The 25570-nt window shown below is 74.6% G+C and carries 1 protein-coding gene; it reads left to right on the forward strand.

Annotated elements, in window-relative coordinates; translation table 11 throughout:
• The first annotated feature begins 20 nt into the window (after positions 1 to 20).
• Complete coding sequence (locus OHS18_RS05015) at positions 21 to 25565, forward strand: type I polyketide synthase (protein ID WP_328616108.1); 25545 nt, start codon at positions 21 to 23, stop codon at positions 25563 to 25565.
• Positions 25566 to 25570: the final 5 nt, after the last annotated feature.

Here is a 25570-nt window from a genome sequence, read left to right on the forward strand (position 1 = left end):
TGAACCTACGGAGCTGACACATGTCCACGCCGAACGACCGGGTCGTCGAAGCACTCCGTGCCGCCATGAAGGAGTCCGAACGGCTCAAGCGGCAGAACCAGGAGTTGCTGGCCGCGTCGACGGAGCCGATCGCGATCGTGGCCATGAGCTGCCGGTTCCCCGGCGGCGTCCGCTCCCCGGAGGCCCTCTGGGACCTGGTGGCGAACGGCGGGGACGCCATCGGGCCGTTCCCCGCCGACCGCGACTGGGACCTCGAAGCGGTCACCGGCGCCGGCGTCGACGAGCGCGGCATGAGCGTCAGCCAGGCCGGCGGGTTCCTCGACGGCGTCGCCGACTTCGACGCCGGGTTCTTCGGCATCTCGCCGCGCGAGGCGGTGTCCCTGGACCCGCAGCAGCGCCTGCTGCTGGAGGTGTCCTGGGAGGCGATCGAACGGGCCGGGATCGACCCGAAACGGTTGCGGGGCAGCAAGACCGGCGTGTTCGCCGGGACGAACGGCCAGGACTACGCCTACCTGATGGTCCGCTCGCTCGCCGACGCGGACGGTTCGGTGGGCACCGGGATCGCGGCGAGCGCGATCTCCGGCCGGCTCGCGTATTCGCTGGGTCTGGAAGGCCCGGTCGTCACCATCGACACGGCCTGCTCGTCGTCGCTGGTCGCGGTGCACCTGGCCGCGCAGGCGCTGCGGGCGGGGGAGTGCTCGCTGGCGCTCGCCGCCGGGGTCAACGTGATGTCGACACCCGGCTCCCTGATGGAGTTCAGCCGTCAGGGCGGCCTCGCCGGCGACGGCCGCTGCAAGGCGTTCTCCGACGACGCGGACGGCACCGGCTGGTCCGAAGGTGTCGGCGTGCTGGTGCTGGAGCGGTTGTCCGACGCCCAGCGCCTCGGGCACGAGGTCCTCGCCGTCGTCCGCGGCACCGCCGTCAACTCCGACGGTGCGTCGAACGGCTTCACCGCGCCGAACGGCCCGTCCCAGCAGCGTGTCATCCGCCAGGCCCTCGCGTGCGCCGGACTGTCCACTTCGGACGTCGACGTCGTCGAGGCGCACGGCACCGGCACGAAACTCGGCGACCCGATCGAAGCACAGGCCCTGCTGGCCACCTACGGCCAGGACCGTGAGACGCCGCTGCTGCTGGGGTCGGTCAAGTCCAACATCGGCCACACCCAGGCCGCGGCCGGGGTCGCCGGGATCATCAAGACCGTCGAGGCGATCCGGCACGGTGTGGTGCCGCAGACTTTGCACGCCGCTGAGCCGTCATCTCATGTGGACTGGAAGTCCGGCAGCGTTGTCCTGGCGGCCGAGCAGACGCCGTGGCCGGAGACCGGCCGCCCGCGTCGCGCCGGTGTGTCGTCGTTCGGCGTCAGTGGAACCAACGCCCACGCGCTGATCGAGCAGGCCCCGCCACTGACCGTCGCCGAGGAGACTCCGCGGGCCTCGATTCCCGTGCCCTGGTTGCTGTCCGGGCGCACTCCGGCCGCGCTGCGGGCCCAGGTGACCCAGGTGCTCTCGGCCACCGAGGACCGCGACCCCCTGGACGTGGCGTGGTCGCTGGCGACCACCCGCTCGTCGTTCGAAGAGCGGCTGTCGGTCGTCGGCGGCGACCCGCGGGCCGCCCTGGCGTCCTGGCTGGACGACGGTGAAGCGGCCGGAGTCGTCACCGGCTCGGCCGACCAGCCGCCGGCCCTCGCGTACGTCTTCTCCGGGCAGGGCGCGCAGTGGCTCGGCATGAGCCGCACCCTCGCCGCCCGGTTCCCGGTCTTCGCCGACGCCCTGTCCGCGACGCTCGACCTGCTCGACCCGGCCGTCCGCGAAGTCCTGTCCGGTGCCGACGCCGGTGCCCTCGACGACACCGGGCACGCGCAGCCCGCGCTGTTCGCCGTGGAGGTCGCGCTGTTCCGGCTCCTCGAGTCCTGGGGCGTGCGGCCCGACTTCGTCGCCGGGCACTCCGTCGGCGAGATCGCCGCGGCGCACGTCTCCGGCGTGCTGTCCCTGAACGACGCCTGTGTGCTGGTCAGCGCCCGCGCCCGGCTGATGCAGGCGCTGCCCGCGGGCGGCGCGATGGTCGCCGTGCGGGCGAGCGAGGACGACGTCCGGCCGTACCTGAGCGACGACGTCTGCGTCGCGGCGGTCAACGGGCCGACGTCCGTCGTGCTGTCCGGTGCCGAGGACGCCGTGCTCGCGGTGGCCGAGCGGTTCGACCGGCCGCGCCGGCTGGCCGTGTCCCACGCCTTCCACTCGCGGCTGATGGACCCGATGCTGGCCGACTTCCGGCAGATCGTCACCGGCCTGACCTTCGCCGAGCCGGTGCTGCCGTTCGTCGCCGGCGGCGACGTCACCTCCGCCGAGTACTGGGTGCGCCACGTCCGCGAGCCGGTCCGCTTCGGCGACGCTGTGCGCCGCCTCGCCGAGCGGGGCGCGACGGTGTTCGCCGAGCTGGGCCCGGCCGCCGTGCTCACCCCGCTGGTCGGGCTGAGCGCCGACGACGTCACCGCGATCCCGGTGCTGCGCAAGGACGTCGACGAGCCCGAGACGCTGACGGCCGCGCTGGCCGCTCTGCACACTGCGGGTGTCCGGATCGACTGGACGGCGTTCTTCGCCGGCACCGGCGCGCGGCCCGTGGCCCTGCCGACCTACCCGTTCCAGAGCGAGCGGTACTGGCCGTCCACTGTGGAGAGCGTCGCCGACGCGGCCGGACTCGGCCTCACGCCGGTTCAGCACCCGCTGCTCGGCGCGTCGCTCACCCTCGCCGAGTCCGACGGCCTGCTGCTGACCGGCAGGCTGTCCGCGCGCACCCACCCGTGGCTGACCGGCACGCAGTTCCCCGGCAGCGGGTTCCTCGAGCTGGCCCTGCGAGCCGGGCTGGACCTGGGCTGCGACCTGGTGGAGGAACTCACCCTCGGCGCGCCGCTGGAGCTGGCCGCCGACGACGCCGTCGACCTGCAGCTGTCGGTGGGGGAGCCGGACGCGACCGGCCGCCGCCGCCTCGACATCCACACCCGGCCCGCCGGGTCGGTTGTCGGCAGCTGGGTCCGCCGCGCCGAAGGTGTGCTCGCCACCGGCGGGCACCACGAAGACTTCGCCACTGCCCAGTGGCCCCCGGCCGACGCCGAAGAACTGACGTCGGACCTTCCGGAGCTGCGCGGCCTGTGGCGCCGCGGCGACGACGTGTTCGCCGAGGTCGCCTTCGGCGAGGACGACACCACGGCGTTCGGGCTGCACCCGCGGCTGCTGGAGAGCGCGCTGCACGCGGCCGGCCTGCGCGGCTACCCGGCGCGGTGGACCCGGGTGACGCTGCACGCCGCGGGCGCGGCCCGGGTGCGCGTCCGGATCCGCCACGGCGAGGGCGGCGTTTCGCTGGCCATGGCCGACGCGGCCGGGCAGCCCGTCGCGTCGGTCGGGTCCGTCCACGCGGAAGCCGTCGGTGCCGTGACGTTCACCGGTGCGGACTCGCTGTTCGAGCCGCGCTGGGCGCCGGTCGTGCTCCCGCCGGACGCCGTCGTCGTCACCGACCTGACCGGTCCGCTCGCCGACCTGGCGGACGTCCCGGCCGTCGTCACGGCCCGGCTCACGGCGTCGGATCCCCTGGAAGGCTTGGCGACGCGCGCTTTGGTGCTGGCCCAGGAGTGGCTGGCCGACGAACGTTTCGCGCACGCCCGGCTGGCGTTCGTGACCGAAGGCGCCGTGGCCACCGAGGACGGCGAGCCGATCCACGACCTCGCCGCGGCGGCCGTCTGGGGCCTGATCCGCACCGCCCAGGCCGAGAACCCGGGCCGGTTCGTGCTGGTGGACGTCGACGCCGAGACGTCGGCCGACGCGGTGGCGCGGGCCCTCGCGCTCGACGAACCGCAGCTCGCGCTGCGCGGCGACGATGTCCGCGCGGCGCGACTCGCCCGGGCCCGGATGACCGGCGCCGAGGCACGCGCGTGGAACCCGGACGGGACCGTCCTGATCACCGGCGGCACCGGCGGTCTCGGCGCGGAACTCGCCCGGCACCTGGTGCGTGAGCACGGTGTCCGGCACCTGCTCCTGCTCAGCCGTCGCGGCCCGGACGCCCCGGGCGCGCAGGACCTCCGCGACGACCTGGCCGCCCTCGGGGTCGACGCGACCGTCGCCGCTTGCGACGTCGCCGACCGTACGGCGCTCGAAACCGCTCTCGCCACGATCCCGGCCGAGCACCCGCTCACCGCCGTCGTGCACGCGGCCGGCGTCCTCGACGACGGCGTCGTCACCGCACTCACCCCCGAGCGGCTGACTCGTGTCTTGACCGCCAAGGCCGCGTCCGCGTGGCACCTGCACGAACTAGCCGGCGACGTCGCCGCGTTCGTGCTGTTCTCCTCCGTCGCCGGGATCATGGGCGGCGCCGGGCAGGGCAACTACGCCGCCGCCAACAGCTTCCTCGACGCCCTCGCCGCTCACCGCCGCGCGACCGGTCTGCCCGGACTGTCCCTGGCCTGGGGCTCGTGGGCGGTCGAAGGCGGCATGGCCGGCTCCCTGTCGGAGGCCGACCGCGCGCGGATGGCTCGCACCGGCATGCCGCCGCTCGAACTCGACCATGGTCTCGCGCTCTTCGACACCGCGCTGACCCTGCCGCACGCGCTGGTCGTCCCGGTCGCCGTCGACCTCGCCGCGCTGCGCCTGCTCGACGAACTCCCGCCGCTGCTGCGCGGCCTGGTCGGCGGCACCCGCCGCTCGGCCGCCGTCGCCACCTCCGCGGCCGCCGGCGACCTCGCCCGCGGCCTGCGCGAGCTGTCCGAGGCCGACCGGCTCACCGCCGTCGTCGACCTCGTCCGCAGCCGCGCCGCCACGGTGCTCGGCCACGCCGACGCCACCGCCGTCGGCGCCGGGAAGTCGTTTTCCGACCTGGGTTTCGACTCGCTGACCGCGGTCGAGTTCCGCAACAAGCTGGCCACCGTCACGGGCCTGCGCCTGCCCGCGACGCTCGTCTTCGACCACCCGACCCCGACGGCCGTCGCGCAGTTCGTGCTGGGCGAGCTGTTCGGCGCCCGCGGCGTCGACGACGTCGTGGCGAACACGGGCGCGTTCGCGGACGACCCGGTCGTCGTGGTCGGCGTCGCGTGCCGCTTCCCCGGCGGCATCGCGGGCCCGGAAGACCTGTGGGACCTGGTCGCTTCGGGCGGCGACGCCGTCTCGGGCTTCCCGGTCGACCGCGGCTGGGACGTCGCGGCGCTGGCCGCCTCCGACACCCGCGCCGGGGGTTTCCTCTACGACGCGGCCGAGTTCGACGCGGGCTTCTTCGGCATCTCGCCGCGCGAAGCGATGTCGATGGACCCGCAGCAGCGCCTGCTGCTGGAAGTGTCGTGGGAGGCGTTCGAACGCGCCGGCCTCGACGCCACCGGCCTGCGCGGCTCCCGGACCGGCGTGTTCGTCGGCACCAACGGCCAGTCGTACTCCGACCTGTTCCTCACCGCCGACGTCGACATGCGCGGCCAGACCGGCACCGGCATCGCCGGCAGCGTCGTGTCCGGCCGCCTCTCGTACGTGCTGGGCCTGGAGGGCCCGGCGATGACCGTCGACACGGCGTGTTCGTCGTCGCTGGTCGCGATGCACCTGGCGGCCCAGTCGCTGCGCTCGGGGGAGTGCACCCTCGCGCTCGCCGGCGGCGTCACCGTGATGGCGACACCCGGCGGGTTCGTCGGCTTCAGCGGCCAGAACGGCCTCGCGCCGGACGGTCACTGCAAGGCGTTCTCCGACGACGCCGACGGCACGGGCTGGTCGGAAGGCGTCGGCGTCCTCGTCCTGGAACGCCAGTCCGACGCCCTCCGCAACGGCCACCGGATCCACGCCGTGCTCCGCGGCTCGGCCGTCAACCAGGACGGCGCGTCCAACGGCCTCACCGCCCCGAACGGCCCTTCGCAGCAGCGCGTGATCCGCCAGGCTCTCGCCAATGCCGGACTGTCCACTTCGGACGTCGACGTCGTCGAAGCGCACGGCACCGGCACGGTGCTGGGCGACCCGATCGAGGCCCAGGCCCTGCTGGCGACCTACGGCCAGGACCGGGAAACCCCGCTGTTGCTGGGTTCCATCAAGTCCAACTTCGGGCACACCCAGGCCGCCGCGGGTGTCGCGGGCATCATCAAGATGATCGAGGCGATGCGGCACGGGACCGTGCCGCCGTCGCTGCACGTCGGCGAGCCGTCGTCCCATGTTGACTGGACCGCGGGCGCCGTCGAGGTCGTCTCCGAGGCCGTCGACTGGCCCGCCGCCGACCGTGCTCGCCGGGCCGGGATCTCGTCCTTCGGCATCAGCGGCACCAACGCGCACGTCATCATCGAGGCGCCCGAGCCCGTCGCAGAGCCGGACGCCGAACGCCGTGAGCTGCCGGTCGTGCCGTGGGTCGTCTCCGGCAAGACCGAAGCTGCCGTCGCCGCGCAGGTCGCGCGGATCACCGAGACCGGCCTCGACCGCCTCGACGTCGGGCACTCGCTGGTCACCACGCGTGCGAGCTTCCCGCACCGCACCGTCCTGCTCGCCACCGTCGACGGCGTCCGCGAAGCCGCCACCGGCGCGGCCGCCGCGACCTCCTCGGTCGCGCTGCTGTTCACCGGCCAGGGCTCGCAGAGGCTCGGCATGGGCCGGGAGCTGCACGCCACGTCGGCGCCGTTCGCCGCGGCCCTCGACGAGGTCCTCGGCCACCTCGACCCCGGCGTCCGCGACGTCCTGTGGGGCGACGACCCGAGCCTGCTCGCCGAAACCGGCTGGGCGCAGCCCGCGCTGTTCGCCGTCGAGGTCGCCCTGGCCCGCCTGGCCGAGGCCCACGGCGTCCTGCCCGCGTACGTCGCCGGCCATTCGATCGGCGAGATCGCCGCCGCGCACATCGCGGGTGTGCTGTCGCTGGCCGACGCCGCCACCCTGGTCACCGCCCGCGGCCGCCTGATGCAGGCCCTGCCGCGCGGTGGCGCGATGGTCGCCGTCGAAGCGTCCGAATCCGACGTCCGCCCGCTGCTCACCGACGGCGTCTCCCTCGCGGCCGTCAACGGCCCGCGCTCGGTCGTGCTGTCGGGCGTCGAGGCCGACGTCCTGGCCGTCGCCGCCCGGTTCGCGAAGTCCCAGCGGCTCAAGGTCAGCCACGCCTTCCACTCCGGGCTGATGGACCCGATGCTCGACGAGTTCCGCGACGTCGTTTCGACGCTGACCTTCGCGCAGCCGCGCATCCCGTTCGTCACCACCGGCGACGTCACCTCGCCGGAGTACTGGGTCCGCCACGTCCGCGACACCGTCCGGTTCGCCGACGCCCTGCGGCAGCTCACCGGGGCCGGCGTCACCGCGTTCCTCGAGATCGGCCCGGACGGCGTCCTCTCCGCGATGGTCGACGCACCGGACGCCGTCGTCACGCCGTTGCTGCGCAAGGACCGCCCGGAACCCGACGCCGTGCTCGGCGCGCTGGCCCGGCTGCACGTCGCCGGCGTCGACGTCGACTGGACGCCGTGGTTCGCCGGCACCGGCGCCCGGACCGTCGACCTGCCCACCTACGCCTTCCAGCGCCAGCACTACTGGCCCAGCGTGACGCCGGGCCGCGGCGCCGTCGAACGCCTCGGCCTCACCCCGGCCGGGCACCCGCTGCTCGACTTCGCCGTCGACCTCGCCGACTCCGGCGGCGTCGTCTTCTCCGGCCTGCTGTCCCTGGCCGGGCAGCCGTGGCTGGCCGACCACGTCGTCGGCGGGCACGTGCTGTTCCCCGGCACCGGGTTCCTCGACCTCGCCGTCCGCGCCGCCGACCAGGTCGGCTGCTCGGCCGTCGAAAGCCTCACCGTCGCCGCGCCGCTGTGGCTGCGTGAGCACGAACCGACCCTGCTGCAGGTCACCGTCGGCGGTCCCGACGACGCCGGCCTGCGCGAGCTGACCATCTCCTCCCGCGGCACCGACCCGCACGCGGAGTGGACGCAGCACGCCGCCGGCGTCGTCGCGGTCGGCGAACGCCCGGCCGCCACGGTCGGCGACTGGCCACCGGCCGGCGCGGCCGAGGTGGACGTCACCACGCTGTATAACGAACTAGCCGACAACGGTCTGGAGTACGGTCCGGCGTTCCGCGGCCTGGTGAAGGCCTGGAACGACGGCGAAGCCCTGCTCGTAGAAGCCGCGCTGCCCGAGGACAGCGACGCGTTCGGCCTGCACCCCGCGCTCCTCGACTCGGTGCTGCACGCCATCCACCGGCTCGACTCGATCGCTCCCGGCCTGCCCTTCGCCTGGTCCGGCGTCTCCCTGCACGCGACCGGCGCCACCCGGATCCGCGCCCGGATCACCCCCGTCGACCAGGAGTCGGTGGCCATCGCCGTCGCCGACGAGACCGGCGCGCCCGTGCTGTCGGCCGAATCCCTGCAGCTGCGCGAAGCCACGCCCCGCAGCGCCGACGACGAGTCGCTGTTCCAGACCACCTGGATCCCGGCCGCGCTGGCCAAGGACGCCCCGGCCGGCACGTGGGCGCTGCTCGGCGACGACCCGCTGCTGGCGCCCGTCGCCCGGCGCTGCGCCGACCTCGAGCAGGCCCTTTCCCTCGAACCGGACGTCCTGCTCGTGCCCGTCGCGGGTGCCGGCGACGTCCTCACCGCCGTCCGTGACGTCACCACGCGGGTCCTTTCGGTCTTGCAGAACGCCTTCACCGACGAGCGAGCCGGCCGCATCGTCTTCGTCACGCGCGGCGCCGTGGCCGTCGACCCGGGCGAGCGCATCGCCGACCTCGCCGCCGCCGCGGCCTGGGGCCTGATCCGCTCGGCGCAGTCCGAGCAGCCCGACCGGTTCGTGCTGGTCGACCTGGAACCCGGCGCGGCGCTGCCGGGCACCGGGTTCGTCGTCTCCGGTGAACCGCAGTTCGCCGTCCGCGGCGAAAGCATCCGCGTCGCCCGGCTCGGGCGCCTCGCCGGCAACGGCGACATCCTGCCTCCCGCGGTACCGGCGTGGCGGCTCACCGCCGGTGCCGCGGGGATCGACGGCCTGACCGCCGAAGCGTGCCCGGAGGTCCTCGAAGACCTGGCACCCGGGGAGATCCGCGTCCGCGTCGAGGCCGCCGGCCTCAACTTCCGCGACGTGCTGAACGTCCTGGGTATGTACCCCGGCGAGGCCGGCAAGCTCGGCGCCGAGGGCGCGGGCGTCATCGAGGCCACCGGCCCGGGCGTCGACCCGGCCCGCGTCGGCGAGCGCGTCTTCGGCATGATGCCGGGCCCGTTCGGGCCGTACACCACCCTCGACGCCCGGTACGTGGCCCCGGTGCCGGCCGAGTGGTCCTCGCGGACCGCCGCGTCCGTGCCGCTGGTCTTCCTCACCGCCTACTACGCGCTCGTCGACCTGGCCGACCTGCGGCCGGGCGAGAAGGTCCTGATCCACGCGGGCGCCGGCGGCGTCGGCATGGCCGCGATCCAGCTCGCCCACCACCTCGGCGCCGAGGTCTTCGCGACGGCCAGTTCCGGCAAGCAGCACGTCCTGCGCGAGCTGGGGGTCGCCGACGACCACATCGCCTCCTCCCGGACCCTGGACTTCGAGGCCGCCTTCCGCCGGGTCACCGGCGGGACCGGCGTCGACGTCGTCCTGAACGCCCTGGCCGGCGACTTCGCCGATGCGTCGCTGAACCTGCTCGCCGACGGCGGCCGGTTCCTCGAGATGGGCAAGACCGACGTCCGCGACGCCGGCGCGCTGAGCCGGATCCGCTACCGCGCGTTCGACCTCGGCGAGGCCGGTCCCGACCGGACGCAGGAGCTGCTCGTCGAGCTGCTGCGGCTGTTCGGCGAGGGCGTGCTCACCCCGTTGCCGATCCGCAGCTGGGACCTGCGCCAGAGCGGCCCGGCGTTCCGGTTCATGAGCCGTGCCCGGCACATCGGCAAGATCGTGCTGACGCTGCCGCCGCGCTGGGACCCCGAAGGCACGCTGCTCATCACCGGCGGCACCGGTGGCTTGGGCCGCGAGCTCGCCCGCCACCTCGTCGCCGGCTACGACATCCGCCACCTCGTGCTCACCAGCCGCCGCGGCCTCGACGCGCCTGGTGCCGCGGAACTCCGGGACGAGCTGACCACTTCGGGCGTCGACGTCACGGTCGAGGCCTGCGACGCCGCCGACCGCGACCAGCTTGCCGCCGTCCTCGGCCGGATCCCCGCTGAGCACCCGCTCAAGGCCGTCGTGCACACCGCCGGCGTCCTCGACGACGGCGTCCTCGCGTCCCTCGATGCCGACCGGCTCGACCGCGTGCTGCGGCCCAAGGCCGACGCCGTCGTCCACCTCGACGAGCTGACCCGCGACCTGGAATTGGCCGCGTTCGTGGTGTTCTCCTCGGTCGCCGGCACCGTCGGCTCGGCCGGGCAGGGCAACTACGCCGCCGCCAACGCGTTCCTCGACGCCTTCGCCGCCCACCGCCACGCCGAAGGCCGCGTCGCGACCTCGTTGGCCTGGGGCGGCTGGGAAACCGGCATGGTCGGCACCCTCAGCGACGCCGACCGCGAGCGGATGGCGCGCGGTGGCGTGCCGCCGCTGACCGTCGAGCACGGCATGCGGCTGTTCGACCGCGCCACCCGCTCGCCGAGCGCGGTCGTCGTCCCGATGCGCGTGGACATGACGGCCATGCGCGCCCAGGGTGAGCTGCCGTGGCTGCTGCGCCCGGTCACCCAGCCCGGCCGGCGCCGCGCCGGTGGCGACGCCGCGCACGTCCGCGGGTCGCTGCGCGAGCAGCTCGCCGGGATGCGCGAGCCCGAGCAGCTGCGCGTGCTCACCGGCCGGGTGGTCGCCGAGGTCGCGACCGTGCTCGGGCACGCACCGGAGAACGTCGACACCACCGGCGAATTCCGTGAACTGGGCTTCGATTCCCTGACGGCGGTGGAGTTCCGCAACCGGCTGGCCGGGGTGACGGGGCTGCGGCTGCCGTCCACGCTGGTCTTCGACTACCCGACGCCGGTCGCGGTGGCGGGCTTCGTGCTGGGCGAGCTGTTCGGCGCCCGCGGCGCCGACGCCGTCGTGACGACCGCGGCCGTGGAAGGCGACCCGATCGTGCTGGTCGGGATGGCGTGCCGCTTCCCGGGCGGCGTGACCGGCCCCGACGAGCTGTGGGACCTGGTGGCCTCCGGCGGTGACGCCGTCTCGGGCTTCCCGGCCGACCGCGGCTGGGACGTCGCCTCGCTCGCCGGCAGCGACACGCAGGCGGGCGGGTTCCTCTACGACGCGACCGAGTTCGACGCGGGCTTCTTCGGCATCTCGCCGCGCGAAGCGGTCGCGATGGACCCGCAGCAACGCCTGCTCCTGGAGGTTTCCTGGGAGGCGTTCGAGCGCGCGGGACTGGACGCGTCCACGCTGCGCGGCTCCCGGACCGGCGTCTTCGTGGGAACGAACGGGCAGTCGTACTCCGACCTGCTGCTGAGCACCGACGCCGACCTGCGCGGGCAGACCGGGACCGGCATCGCCGGCAGCGTGGCGTCCGGCCGGCTGTCGTACGTCCTGGGCCTCGAAGGCCCGGCGATGACGGTGGACACGGCGTGTTCGTCGTCGCTGGTCGCGCTGCACCTGGCCGCGCAGTCGCTGCGCGCCGGGGAGTGTGAGCTGGCGCTGGCCGGCGGCGTGACCGTGATGGCGACGCCCGGCGGGTTCGTGGGCTTCAGCGGCCAGAACGGCCTCGCCCCGGACGGCCGCTGCAAGGCGTTCTCCGACGACGCCGACGGCACCGGCTGGTCCGAAGGTGTCGGCCTGCTCGTGGTCGAGCGTCAGTCCGACGCGATCCGCAACGGCCACCGGATCCTCGCGGTGGTGCGGGGTTCCGCGGTCAACCAGGACGGCGCGTCCAACGGCCTGACCGCCCCGAACGGCCCGTCGCAGCAGCGGGTCATCCGCCAGGCGCTGGCCAACGCGGGACTGTCCACTTCGGACGTCGACGTCGTCGAAGCGCACGGCACGGGCACGGTGCTGGGCGACCCGATCGAGGCCCAGGCCCTCCTGGCGACCTACGGGCAGGACCGGGAAACGCCGCTGCTGCTGGGCTCGATCAAGTCGAACTTCGGCCACACCCAGGCCGCCGCCGGCGTGGCCGGGATCATCAAGATGGTCGAGGCGATGCGGCACGGGATCGTGCCGAAGTCGCTGCACGTGGGCGAGCCGTCGTCCCATGTGGACTGGGAGGCCGGCGCCGTCGAGGTCGTGGCCGAGGCCACCGCATGGCCGGCCGCCGGCCGCGCTCGCCGCGCCGGGATCTCGTCGTTCGGCATCAGCGGCACCAACGCCCACATCATCATCGAGGCCCCCGAGGACGCTCCGGAGCTGCCGCGCGAGACCCCGGCCGCGACGACGGTGCCGCTGCTCGTCTCCGGCCGGACCGAGGACGCGCTCCGCGCCCAAGCGGGACGGCTTCTGAGTGTCCTGGCCGGCGATTCGAACCTGCTCGACGTCGCCTTCGCGGCGGCCACCACCCGGACGAGCTTCGCGCACCGCGCGGCGATCGTCGCCGACGAAACCGACACGGCCGTCCGTGCGCTGCGGGCCCTCGCCGACGGTGAGCTCGCCGCGGGGGCCGTCACCGGTGAGACCGCGCACCAGCCCGTCCAGGCGTTCCTGTGCACCGGCCAGGGCGCGCAGCGGCTCGGCATGGGCCGCGAGCTGGCCGAGACGTACCCGGTGTTCGCCGAGGCCCTCGACGAGGTGCTGGCGTACTTCGACCCGGAGCTGCGCAACGTCGTCTGGGGTACCGACGCGGGCTTGATCGCGGAGACCGGCTGGGCGCAGCCCGCGCTGTTCGCGATCGAGATCGCGGTGACGAAGCTCCTGGACTCGTGGGGCATCCGGCCCGACTACGTGGCGGGCCACTCGATCGGCGAGATCGCCGCTGCCCACATCGCGGGTGTGCTGTCGCTGGCCGACGCGTGTGCGCTGGTCTCGGCGCGGGGCCGGCTCATGCAGGCGCTGCCGGCCGGCGGCGCCATGGTCTCGGTCGAAGCGTCCGAAGAGGACGTTCGCGCCGTGCTGATCGACGGCGTCGACATCGCCGCGGTCAACGGCCCGCGCTCGGTCGTGCTGTCCGGCGTCGAAGCCGCCGTGCTCGAGGTCGCGGCGCGGTTCGAGAAGACCAAGCGGCTCAAGGTGAGCCACGCGTTCCACTCGCACCTGATGGACCCGATGCTGGCGGAGTTCCGCCAGGTCGTCTCGGCCTTGAAGTTCTCGCAGCCGCAGCTGCCGGTGGTCGCGTCCGGAGACGTCACGTCGCCGGAGTACTGGGTCGAGCACGTGCGGGCCACCGTGCGGTTCGGCGACACCGTCGGCCGGCTGGCCGACGCCGGGGTCACGACGTTCGTCGAGGTCGGGCCGGACGCCGTCCTCACCGGGCTGGTCGACGTGCCCGGCGCGACCGCCGTCCCCGTCCTGCGCCGCGGCCGGGACGAGCGCGACGCGGTCGCCACCGCGGTTGCCGCGCTGCACGTCGCGGGTGTGCGGATCGACTGGACCGCCTGGTTCGCCGGCACCGGCGCGCGGACCGTCGACCTGCCCACCTACGCCTTCCAGCACCGTCGTTACTGGCCGGAAGCGGCCGTCCGCACCTCGACCGGCGACGACGCCTTCTGGGCGGTCGTCGAAGGCGGCGACCTCGCCGACCTGGCCGCCGACCTCCAGGTCGACGCCCCGGCCCTGGAAACCGTCCTGCCCGCCCTGTCCGCGCTGCGGGCCCGGCGGCAGCGACAGTCCCTTGTGGACGGCTGGCGCTACCGCATCGAGTGGCGTCCGCTGGACGCGACCCCGGCGACGGCGGGGGAGCGGCTGGTCCTGATCCCCGCGTCCCACGCCGAGGACCCGTGGGCGCGGCAGATCGCCGACGCCCTCGGCACGACCGTCGAAATCTCCGCCGGCGCCGACCGCGACACCCTCGCCGACCTCCTGCGCGGCCAGGTCACCGGGCTCGTCGTCTCGCTGCTCGCCCTCGACGAGTCCGCGGGCCTCACCGGCAACACCGCCCTCGTCCAGGCCCTCGACGACCTCGGCGCGGACGCCATCCTCTGGTGCGTCACGCGCGGCGCCGTCACCACCGGCCCGGCCGACCGGCTCACCGCTCCGGCCCAGGCCGCGACCTGGGGCCTCGGCCGCGTCGCGGCTCTGGAGTACCCGCGCCGCTGGGGTGGTCTCGCCGACCTGCCGGCCGACCTCGACGCGCGGCTGCTCACCCGCTTCGCCGGGGCACTGGAAGGTGACGACGACCAGATCGCCGTCCGCGCCTCCGGCGTCTACGGACGTCGGCTCGCTCCGGCGGCGGCCGCGCCTTCGCCGTGGCAGCCCCGCGGCACCGTCCTCGTCACCGGCGGTACCGGCGCGCTCGGCCGCCACGTCACGAAGTGGCTCCTGGCCCAGGGGGCCCAGCGGGTCGTGCTGGCCAGCCGCTCCGGTGGCGAACCCGGCGACGACGAGCGGATCGTCATCGCCCGCTGCGACGTCGCCGACCGCGCCCAGCTCACCGCGCTGCTCGCCGAGCACCGCCCCAGCGCCGTGATCCACGCGGCCGGGGTGCTCGACGACTGCGTGCTCGGCAGCCTGACGCCCGACCGCTTCGCCGCGGTGTTCCGCGCCAAGGTCGAGTCCGCGGTCCTGCTCGACGAGCTGGCCGGCGACCTCGACGCGTTCATCCTGTTCTCCTCGGTCGCCGGCGCCGTCGGCAACCCCGGCCAGGCCAACTACGCCGCCGCCAACGCCGTCCTCGACGCGCTCGCCGAAACCCGGCGGGCCCGCGGCCAGGCCGCGACGTCGATCGCCTGGGGCGCCTGGGCGGGCGACGGCATGGCCGCCGGCCTCGGCGGCGGCCTCGACCCGGACCTGGCCGCCACCGTCCTGGCCGACGCCGGCGGGCCCGCCGCGCAGCTCGTCGTCGCGGACATCCAGAACGCCGACGTCCTGCGCTCCCTGCTCAGCATCCGCCGCAGCCCGCTCCTGGCCGACCTCCCCGCGGTCCGCCGCGTGGTCGCCGAACTGGACTCGGCCCCGGCGCCCGGCACCAGCGCGTTGGCCACACGCCTGCTCACCTCGCCCGCGGCCGAGCGCGTCACCGTGCTGCTGGACCTCGTGCGTGACCACGTCGCGGCCGTCCTCGGTCACACCGGCACCGGCGAAATCGGCGCCACGCGGGCGTTCTCCGACCTCGGCTTCGACTCGCTGACCGCCATCGAGCTGCGCAACCGCTTGGAAACCGCGACCGCCCTGAGCCTGCCCGCCACCCTCGTCTTCGACCACCCGAACCCGGCCGCCCTGGCCGAATTCCTGCTCGGCGAGCTGATCGGGGACGGCACCGACCTGCCCGTCGCCCTGCCGCCCGGCCTGGTCACTGACGACCCGATCGTCATCGTCGGCATGAGCTGCCGCTTCCCCGGCGACGTCCGGACCCCGGAACACCTGTGGGACCTCCTCGCCGACGGCCGCGACGCCATCACCGGCTTCCCCGCCGACCGCGGCTGGGACATGACCGCGCTCGGCGGCCAGGGCCGGGGGAGCAGCTACGTCGACCGCGGCGGCTTCCTGCCCGACGCGGCCGAGTTCGACCCGGAGTTCTTCGGTATCTCCCCGCGTGAAGCCCTGGCGATGGACCCGCAGCAGCGGCTCCTGCTGGAGACGTCGTGGGAGGCCGTCGAACGCACGGGCATCGACCCGAGCGGCCTGCGCGGCAGCCGCACCGGCGTGTTCGTCGGCACCAACGGCCAGGACTACGCCGGGGTGATCGTCAACTCCGCCACCGACGTCGAGGCCCACGCGGGCACCGGTGTCGCGGCGAGCGTCGTCTCCGGCCGGCTGTCCTACGCCCTCGGCCTCGAAGGCCCGGCGATGACGATCGACACGGCGTGCTCGTCGTCGCTGGTCGCGCTGCACCTGGCCGCCCAGGCCCTGCGCGCCGGTGAGTGCGAACTCGCCCTCGCCGGTGGCGTCACGGTGATGTCCACCCCGGTCAGCTTCGTCGGCTTCAGCCGCCAGAACGGCCTCGCCCCGGACGGCCTCTGCAAGGCCTACTCCGACTCCGCCGACGGCACCGGCTGGTCCGAAGGCATCGGCGTCCTCGTCGTGGAACGGCTGTCCGACGCGCGGCGGAACGGTCACGACGTCCTGGCGGTCGTCGCCGGCTCGGCCATCAACTCCGACGGCGCGTCCAACGGCCTCACCGCCCCCAACGGCCCGTCGCAGCAGCGTGTCATCCGGCAGGCGCTCGCGTCGGCCGGGCTGCAGCCGTCCGAAGTGGACGTCGTCGAAGGCCACGGCACCGGCACCACGCTGGGCGACCCGATCGAGGCCCAGGCGCTGCTCGCCGCGTACGGCCGGGACCGCGAGCGGCCGCTGCTGCTCGGCTCGGTCAAGTCCAACCTCGGGCACACCCAGGCCGCGGCCGGTGTCGCCGGGATCATCAAGATGGTCCTTGCCCTGCAACGGGAACTCGTGCCCGCGACACTGCACGTCACCGAACCTTCGTCCCACGTGGACTGGACGGGCGGCGACATCCGGCTGGTCACCGAGGCGACCGAGTGGCGCGAGAACGGCCACCCGCGCCGCGCCGGCATCTCGTCGTTCGGCCTCAGCGGCACGAACGCCCACGTGATCATCGAGCAGGCGCCTGTCTCCGTGCCGGTCGAACCGCGCCGGGACGTCACGCCGGGTGTCGTGCCGTGGGTGCTGTCCGGCCGGTCCGAAGCCGCCCTCGACGCGCAGCTCGCGGCCCTGCCCCGCGACCTCGACCCGATCGACACCGGCTTCTCCCTGGTCACGACGCGGGCGGCGTTCGAGCACCGCGCGGTGCTGCTCGCCCCCGGCGACCAGGTCGCCCGCGGCGTCGCCCGCGTGCGCACGGCCGCGTTCCTCTTCACCGGCCAGGGTTCGCAGCGGCTCGGCATGGGCCGCGGGCTCTACGAGCGTTTCCCGGTGTTCGCCGACGCCTTCGACGCCGTCTGCGCCCACCTCGACACCGCCCTCCCGCAGCCGCTGCGCGACGTCGTCTTCGGCGACGACGCGGGATCGCTGGACAGCCGTGAGGGGCACCCTCAGGGCGCTGATGTCCCTGAGGGTGCCCCTTACGGCCTTCGCCAGAGCGAGCTGGACCGCACCGGCTGGGCGCAGCCCGCGCTGTTCGCGCTGGAAGTGGCCCTGTTCCGGCTCGTGCGTTCGTGGGGTGTGCGGCCCGCGTTCCTCGCCGGGCACTCGGTCGGCGAGATCGCGGCCGCCCACTGTGCGGGTGTGCTGTCCCTCGCCGACGCCTGCACGCTCGTCGCCGCCCGTGCTCGCCTGATGCAGGCCCTGCCCGCGGGCGGGGCGATGGTGGCGATCCGGGCCACCGAAGACGACATCCGGCCGTTCCTGAACGACGACGTCTCGCTCGCCGCCGTCAACGGTCCCGAGGCCGTCGTGCTCTCGGGTGTCGAGGACGCCGTCCTGGCCGTCGCCGCGCGGTTCGACAAGACCAAGCGGCTCACCGTGTCCCACGCCTTCCACTCCGCGGCGATGGACCCGATGCTCGCCGAGTTCCGGGCGGTCGCCGAGACGCTGACCTTCGCCGAGCCGGACGTCCCGATCGTGTGCGACGGCGACGTCACGTCGCCGGAGTACTGGGTCGGCCAGGTCCGCGGCACCGTCCGCTTCGCCGACGCCGTCACCCGGCTCACCGACGCCGGTGTCAGCGCGTTCGTCGAACTCGGCCCTGACGCCGTGCTCACCGCCCTCCTCGACGGCGACGACCAGGTCCTCGCGCCGGTGCTGCGCGCCGGCCGCAACGAGGAGACGGCCGCCGTCACCGCGCTCGCCGCGCTCCACACCGGCGGCGTCGCCGTGGATTGGGCTGCGCTCTTCGAGGGCACCGGCGCCCGGCGCGTCGCACTGCCCACCTACCCGTTCCAGCGGCAGCGTTTCTGGCCGCGGCTCGTGGCCGGCGCGGGCCAGCTCGGCGGCCTCGGCCTGACCGCGGCCGGGCACCCGCTGCTCGGCGCGATCACCGAGGTCGCGGGGTCCGGCGACCTGGTGTTCTCCGGCCGGCTGTCACTGAAGACGACGCCCTGGCTGGGCGACCACGTCATCGGCGGCCAGGTCCTGTTCCCGGGCGCCGGCTTCCTGGAGCTGGTCGTGCGGGCCGGTGACCAGGTCGGCTGCGGCCAGGTCGAGGACTTCACCGTCGCCGCGCCGCTCGTGCTCGATGACACCGCCAGCCTGGTGCAGCTCGTCGTCGGCGCCCCTGACGCTTCGGGCCGTCGCGAGGTCGGCGTCTCGTCGCGGGCCGAGGGCCCGGACGCCGAGTGGGTCCGCCACGGCACGGGCATCGTCGCCCCCGGCACGCTGCCGACCACCGAACCGGACACCGAGTGGCCGCCGTCCGGCGCCGAGCCGGTCGACCTCACCGCGTTCTACGACAACTTCGCCGGTGCCGGTTTCGCGTACGGCCCGGAGTTCCAGGGCCTGCAGCGCGTCTGGCTGCGCGACGGCGAAGTCTTCGTCGAGGCGGAGCTGCCCGGCGAGGACGCCGACGCGTTCGGCCTGCACCCGGCCCTGCTCGACTCGGTCCTGCAGGCGGTGTCCTTTGTGGACTCCATCCCCGGCGGCCTGCCGTTCTCCTGGGCCGGCGCCGTGCTCCACGCGACCGGTGCGGAGAAGGTCCGCGCCCGGATCACCCGGGCCGCCGACGACGCCGTCGCGCTCACCCTGACCGACGAGACCGGCGCGCCCGTGCTCTCGGTCGACGCCCTCACGCTGCGCGCGACGACCCAGGCCGCGTCCGGCCCCGAGCCGCTGTTCCGCCTGGATTGGGTGCCGCTGCCGGTGCCCGCCGGGGAAGCGGACGGCCAGTGGGCCGTGCTCGGCCACGACACCCGCCTCGGCGAACTCGGCCAGGAGTACCCGGACCTCGACGCCGCGCTGGCCGCGGACCCCGACGTCCTCGTCGTCCCGGTCCACGGCACCGGAGACGTTCCCGACGCTCTCCGCCGCGTCACCGCCGACGTCCTGGCCGTGGTGCAGGCCGCGAGTGAACGCGGCCTCGGCCGGGTCGTCTTCGTGACCCACGGCGCCGTCGGCACCGCGCCGACGGACCTCGCCGCGGCCGCCGTCTGGGGCCTCGTGCGCTCGGCCCAGTCGGAGGACCCGGGCCGGTTCGTGCTCGCCGACGTCGACGACGTGTCCCTGCCCGGCCTGCCCGCCGCGGTGGCCATCGGCGAACCCCAGCTGCTGCTGCGCGACGGCACCGCCCGCGTCGCCCGCCTCGGCCGTCCCAATGCGGCACTTTCACGTGAAAGTGCCGCCTGGAACCCCGACGGCACCGTGCTCATCACCGGCGGTACCGGTGGCCTGGGCCGCGTGTTCGCCCGGCACATCGCCGCCGAGTACGGCGCCCGGCACGTCCTGCTCGCCAGCCGTCGCGGCGGTGCGGCCGACGGGCTCGTCGAGCTGGTCGCCGAACTCGCCGCGCACGGCACCGAGGTCAGCGTCGAGGCCTGCGACCTCGCCGACCGCGACGCCGTCGCCGCGCTGCTCGCCGGCATCCCGGCCGACCGGCCACTCACGGCCGTCGTGCACGCCGCCGGTGTCCTCGACGACGGCGTCATCGGCTCCCTCGACGCCGACCGCCTCGACACCGTGCTGCGCCCCAAGGCCGACGCCGCGTGGCACCTGCACGAGCTGGCCGGCGACGTCGCCGCGTTTGTGCTGTTCTCCTCGGTGGCCGGCACGATCGGCTCGCCGGGCCAGGCGAACTACGCCGCTGCCAACACCTTCCTCGACGCGCTCGCCGCGCACCGGCACGACCGTGGCCTGGCCGCGACGTCCCTGGCCTGGGGCGCGTGGGAGACCGGCATGACCGGCACCCTGACCGACGCCGACCGCGAGCGGATGACCCGCGCGGGCATGCCGCCGCTGCCGGTCGAGCAGGGCTGCGAGCTGTTCGACCGCGCCCTGGAATCCGGCGAACCGGCTCTGGTGCCGGTGCTGATGGACCTGCCGCTGATCCGGTCGCAGGCCGAGCCGCCGTGGCTGGTGCGCCCGGTCGGCCGCCCGGGCCGCCGCGGCGCGGGCCGGGCGACGCCGACCGCGAACGCCCTGCGCGACCGGCTGTCCGGCCTGCGCGAGGGGGAGCAGCAGAAGGTGCTGCTCGACGTCATCCGCGCGCAGGTCGCCGCGGTGCTCGGGTTCGACGCCGCCACCGTCGACGTCGCCCGCGAGTTCCGCGGCCTCGGCTTCGACTCGCTGACCGCGGTCGAGTTCCGCAACCACCTCGCCGCCGCCACCGGCCTGCGGCTGCCCGCGACGCTCGTCTTCGACCACCCGACGCCGGTCGTGCTGGCCGGGTACCTCCGCGACGAGCTGTCCGGTGCGGACGCCGCGCCGGTGCTGCGATCGCGCACCACGACCACGCCGGTCGCCGACGAGCCGATCGCGATCGTGTCGATGGCCTGCCGCTACCCCGGCGGCGTGACCTCGCCGGAGGACCTGTGGGACATGGTCCTGACCGGCGGCGACGGCGTCGGACCCTTCCCGGCCGACCGCGGCTGGGACCTCAGTGGCCTCTTCGGGGCGGATCGGGGACGTTCTTATGTTCGTGAAGGCGGTTTTCTCGGTGGTGCGGGAAGCTTCGATCCTGGGCTCTTCGGGATCTCGCCGCGCGAAGCGCTGGCGATGGACCCGCAGCAACGCCTCCTCCTGGAGACGTCCTGGGAAGTGATCGAACGAGCCGGCGTCGACCCCGTTTCGCTGCGGGGCAGCCGGACCGGCGTCTTCGCCGGGGTGATGTACCACGACTACGGCCAGGGGGTGCAGTTCCCGGAGGAGGCCCTCGGCTTCCTGGGGATCGGCACCGCGGGCAGCGTGATGTCCGGCCGCGTCTCCTACGCGCTGGGCCTGGAAGGTCCGGCCGTCACGATCGACACGGCGTGCTCGTCGTCGCTGGTCGCGATGCACTGGGCCGCGCAGGCCTTGCGGGCCGGTGACTGCGAACTGGCGCTCGCCGGCGGCGTGACCGTGATGGCGACGCCGGGTGCGTTCGTGGACTTCTCGGCCCAGGGCGGGCTGGCCGGTGACGGCCGGTGCAAGTCGTTCTCCGACTCCGCCGACGGCGTCGGCTGGGCCGAAGGTGTCGGCCTGGTCATGCTGGAACGCCTGTCCGACGCGCGTCGCAACGGCCACGAAGTCCTTGCTGTGCTGCGCGGTTCCGCCGTCAACCAGGACGGCGCGTCCAACGGCCTGACCGCCCCGAACGGCCCGTCACAGCAGCGAGTCATCCGCCAGGCGCTGTCGGTCTCCGGGCTGTCGGTGTCCGATGTGGACGTCGTCGAAGGCCACGGCACCGGGACGCCCCTGGGCGACCCGATCGAGGCGCAGAGCCTCCTGGCCACCTACGGCCGTGACCGGGAGACGCCGCTGCTGCTGGGCTCGGTGAAGTCGAACATCGGCCACACCCAGGCCGCCGCCGGTGTCGCGGGCGTGATCAAGATGGTGCAGGCCATGCGCCACGGCGTCGTCCCGCAGTCCCGGTTCTCGGCCGAGCCGTCGACCCACGTGGACTGGACCGAAGGCGCGGTCTCGCTGGTGCCGGAGAACACGTCCTGGCCCGAGGTGGACCGCGTCCGCCGGTCCGCGGTGTCGTCGTTCGGCATCAGCGGCACCAACGCGCACGTCATCCTGGAGCAGCCCGCCCCGGCCGACCGGCCCGCGCCGCGTGCCGTGAGCCCGGTGTCCCGCCCGGTGCCCGTCGTCGTTTCCGGGCGGACTCCGGAGGCCCTCCGGTCCCAGGCCGCACGCCTGGCCGACCGGATCGAGGCCGACGAGACCCTCGCCCCGGCCGACCTCGCCTACTCCGCCGCGGTGACGCGCGCGGCGCTGGCCCAGCGCGCGGCCGTCGTCGCCGACGACCTCGACGGCCTGGTCAGCGGCCTGCGTGACCTGGCCATCGGTGAGACCCCCGCCGGAGTGGTGCGTGGTGAGGCGCGGGTCGCCCCGCCGGTCGCGTTCCTCTTCGCCGGGCAGGGCTCGCAGCGGATCGGCATGGGCCGCCGCCTGCACGAGGTGTACCCGGTGTTCGCGGGCGCGTTCGACGAGATCCTGGCCCAGCTCGACCCGGCCGTCCGGGACGCACTGGGCGACGCGGACCTGATCGACCGCACCGAATTCGCGCAGCCCGCGCTGTTCGCCTTCGAGGTCGCCCTGTTCCGCCTCCTGGAGTCGTGGGGCGTGCACCCGGACTTCGTGACCGGGCACTCCGTCGGCGAGATCGCCGCCGCCCACGTGGCCGGCGTGCTGTCCCTGCCCGACGCGTGCGCCCTGGTGTCCGCCCGCGCCCGGCTCATGGGCGCGTTGCCGACCGGCGGCGTCATGGTCGCGGTGCGCGCGTCCGAGTCGGACGTCCTGCCGCTGCTCGGCGAGGGCGTCGACGTCGCGGCCGTCAACGGCCCGGGCTCGGTGGTCCTGTCCGGGCACGAGGACGCCGTCGTCGCGGTGGCCTCGAAGTTCGCCAAGCAGCGCCGCCTGCGGGTGTCGCACGCCTTCCACTCCGTCCTGATGGAGCCGATGCTCGCCGAGTTCGGCGAGGTCGTGGCGAACCTGGAGTTCGCGAAGCCGCGCGTGCCGGTCGTCTCGGCCGGGGACGTCACGTCGCCGGAGTACTGGGTCAGCCAGATCCGCGACACCGTCCGCTTCGGCGACGCGGTCGAGCGGCTCACCGAAGCCGGCGTCACCGTCTTCGCCGAGGTGGGCCCGGACGCGACCCTGTCCGCGTCCGTCGACGAACCGTCCGCGAGCGTGATCCCGTTGCTGCGCAAGGACCGTGACGAAGCCGTCGCGGTCACCGAGGCGATCGCGCGGCTGCACGTCGCCGGCGTCAGCATCGGCTGGGACGACTACTTCGCCGGTGCGCACCGCGTCTCGCTGCCGACCTACGCGTTCCAGCACGAGTGGTTCTGGCCGCTGCCGGCCGGCGGCGGCGACGCCACCGGCCTCGGCCTCGCGCCGACGGGCCACCCGCTGCTCGGCGCGACCGTGACGCTGGCCGACTCGCTCGGTGTCCTGTTCTCCGGCCGGCTGTCCGCGGCCACCCAGCCGTGGCTGCGCGACCACGTCATCGGCGGCCGGATCCTGTTCCCGGGCGCGGCTTTCCTCGAACTGGCCGTGCGTGCGGCCGACGAGGTCGGGTGCGCGTCGGTGGCCGACCTGACCCTGTCCGTGCCTCTGGTCCTCGAGCCGGACGGCGCCGTCGTCCTGCAGCTGTCGGCGGGGGAGCCGGACGAAGGCGGCCGTCGCGAGCTGACGATCTCCTCCCGCGCCGACGACACCGACGAGTGGGTCCGCCACGCGACCGGCACGCTGACGCCGCAGGCCGTGGCCGCCGAGCCGGTGCCGGAAATCTGGCCGCCCGCCGAAGCGTCCGAAGTGGACTTGACGGGCTTCTACGAGACGTCCGCCGAGGCCGGATTCGGTTACGGACCGGCGTTCCAGGGCCTCAGCCGCGTCTGGCAGGACGGTGCCGAGGTCTTCGCCGAGCTGGCGCTGCCCGAGGGCCAGGAAGCCGCGCGGTTCGGGCTGCACCCGGCGTTGCTCGACGCCGCCCTGCAGGCCATCGGCTTCGGCGAAGGTGCCCCGGCCGGGCTGCCGTTCGCCTGGACGGGAGTGTCGCTGCACGCGGCCGGCGCGAGCCGCGCCCGCGTCCGGATCTCGCCCGCCGGCGGCGACTCCGTGTCCCTGACCATCGCCGACGAGGCGGGCAAGCCCGTCCTGTCGGCCACCGGCGTCACCCTCCGGGCGGCCACCGCTCCGGACGCGGCCGACCCGCTGTTCCGCCTGAACTGGCTGCCCGTCCCGGTTCCCGAGCCGGACGACAGCACTTGGGCCGTGGTCGGCGACGGCTTCGGCCTGGCCGAAACCCTGGGCTGCGACTCCCACCCGGACCTGGCCGCCGCCGTGGCGTCCGGTGCCGGAGTGGTCGCCGTCCCGGTGTCCGGTGAAGCGGACGCCGGAGCCTCTGCGCACGCGCTCACCGCGTCGGTGCTCGACCAGCTCCAGACGGACTCGGCCACCAAGGTCGTGTTCGTCACCCGCGGTGCCGCCGGTCCGGGCCGCACCGACGTCGCGGCCGCTGCCGTCTGGGGCCTGGTGCGCTCGGCCCAGTCGGAGGACCCCGGACGGTTCGTGCTCCTGGACGTCGACGAGCCCGACGCGGACGCGCTGCGTGCCGCGGTCGCCACCGGCGAACCTCAGCTGGTCCTGCGTGACGGCGTCCTGAACGTGGCCCGCCTGGCCCGCGCGACCCTCGACACCACCGAGACGACCTGGGACCCCGACGGCACCGTGCTCATCACCGGCGGTACCGGCGGCCTGGGCCGGGTCTTCGCCCGGCACCTTGTCACCGGCGGCGCCCGGCACCTGCTGCTGGCCAGCCGCCGCGGCCCGGCCGCCGACGGCGTCGCCGAGCTGGTCGCGGAACTCGAAACAGCCGGGGCCGACGTCCGCGTCGAGGCCTGCGACGTCGCTAACCGCGACGCTGTGGCCGCGCTGCTGGCGGGCATCCCGGCCGAGTACCCGCTCACCGCCGTGGTGCATACCGCGGGCGTGGTCGACGACGGCGTCGTCGGCTCGCTGACGGCCGAGCGCCTGGACACGGTGTTCGCGCCGAAGCTCGACGCCGCTTGGCACCTGCACGAGCTGACCGCCGACCTGCCGCTGGAAGGGTTCGTCCTGTTCTCCTCGGTCGCCGGCACCATCGGCACGCCGGGCCAGGCGAACTACGCGGCGGCCAACGCGTTCCTCGACGCCCTCGCCGACCTGCGTCGGGACCGGGGCCTGCCCGGCCTGTCGCTGGCCTGGGGCGCCTGGGACACCGGGATGACGGGCGACCTGACCGACGCCGAGCGCGAACGCATGGTCCGCGGCGGGATGCCGCCGCTCGGGCGTGAGCAGGGCGCGGAGCTGTTCGACCGCGCCGTGGCGTCGACCGAGTCGGCGCTCGTGCCGGTGCTCGTCGACCTGCCGGTGCTGCGCACCCGTGGCGAGCTGCCCTGGCTGCTGCGGCCGATCGGCCGTCCGGGACGGCGCAGCGCCGCCGCCGGAGCCGACCGGGCCGCGGCCGGCGACCTGCGCCTGAAGCTCGCCGGGATGCGGGAGAACGAGCAGGACCGGACGCTGCTGACGCTCGTGCGGGCCCAGGTCTCGGCCGTGCTCGGCCACCCGGCCGACCGGATCGACGGCGGCCTCGAGTTCCGCGAACTCGGCTTCGACTCGCTGACCGCCGTCGAGTTCCGCAACCGCCTGGCCGCGGCCACCGGCCTGACGCTGTCCGCGACGCTCGTCTTCGACTACCCGACCCCGGCCGGGCTCGCCCGGCACCTGCGGACCGAACTCGCGCCCGCTCCTGCCGCGGCGACGTCGCTGCCGGCGGAGCTCGACCGGCTCGACGAGCTGATGGAGGCCAGCTCGGCCGACGACGTCGCCCAGGCGGAGGTCGCGGCCCGGCTGCGCCGGATCCTGGCGAAGATCGGCGGCGCGGCCGCGCCCGAAGACGTCACCGACCGGATCGACGCGGCCAGCACCGACGAGGTGTTCGCCTTCATCGACAACGAACTGGGCCGGCTCGGTGACGCACCCGGGTCCCCCTTCGACCAGGAAGGCTGAGGCCG

Source organism: Amycolatopsis sp. NBC_00355 (assembly GCF_036104975.1).
Lineage (GTDB): Bacteria > Actinomycetota > Actinomycetes > Mycobacteriales > Pseudonocardiaceae > Amycolatopsis.

Coding starts and splice junctions, on each gene's coding strand:
- OHS18_RS05015 (WP_328616108.1), top strand. CDS start 21: ATGTCCACGCCGAACGACCGGGTCGTCGAAGCACTCCGTGCCGCCATG.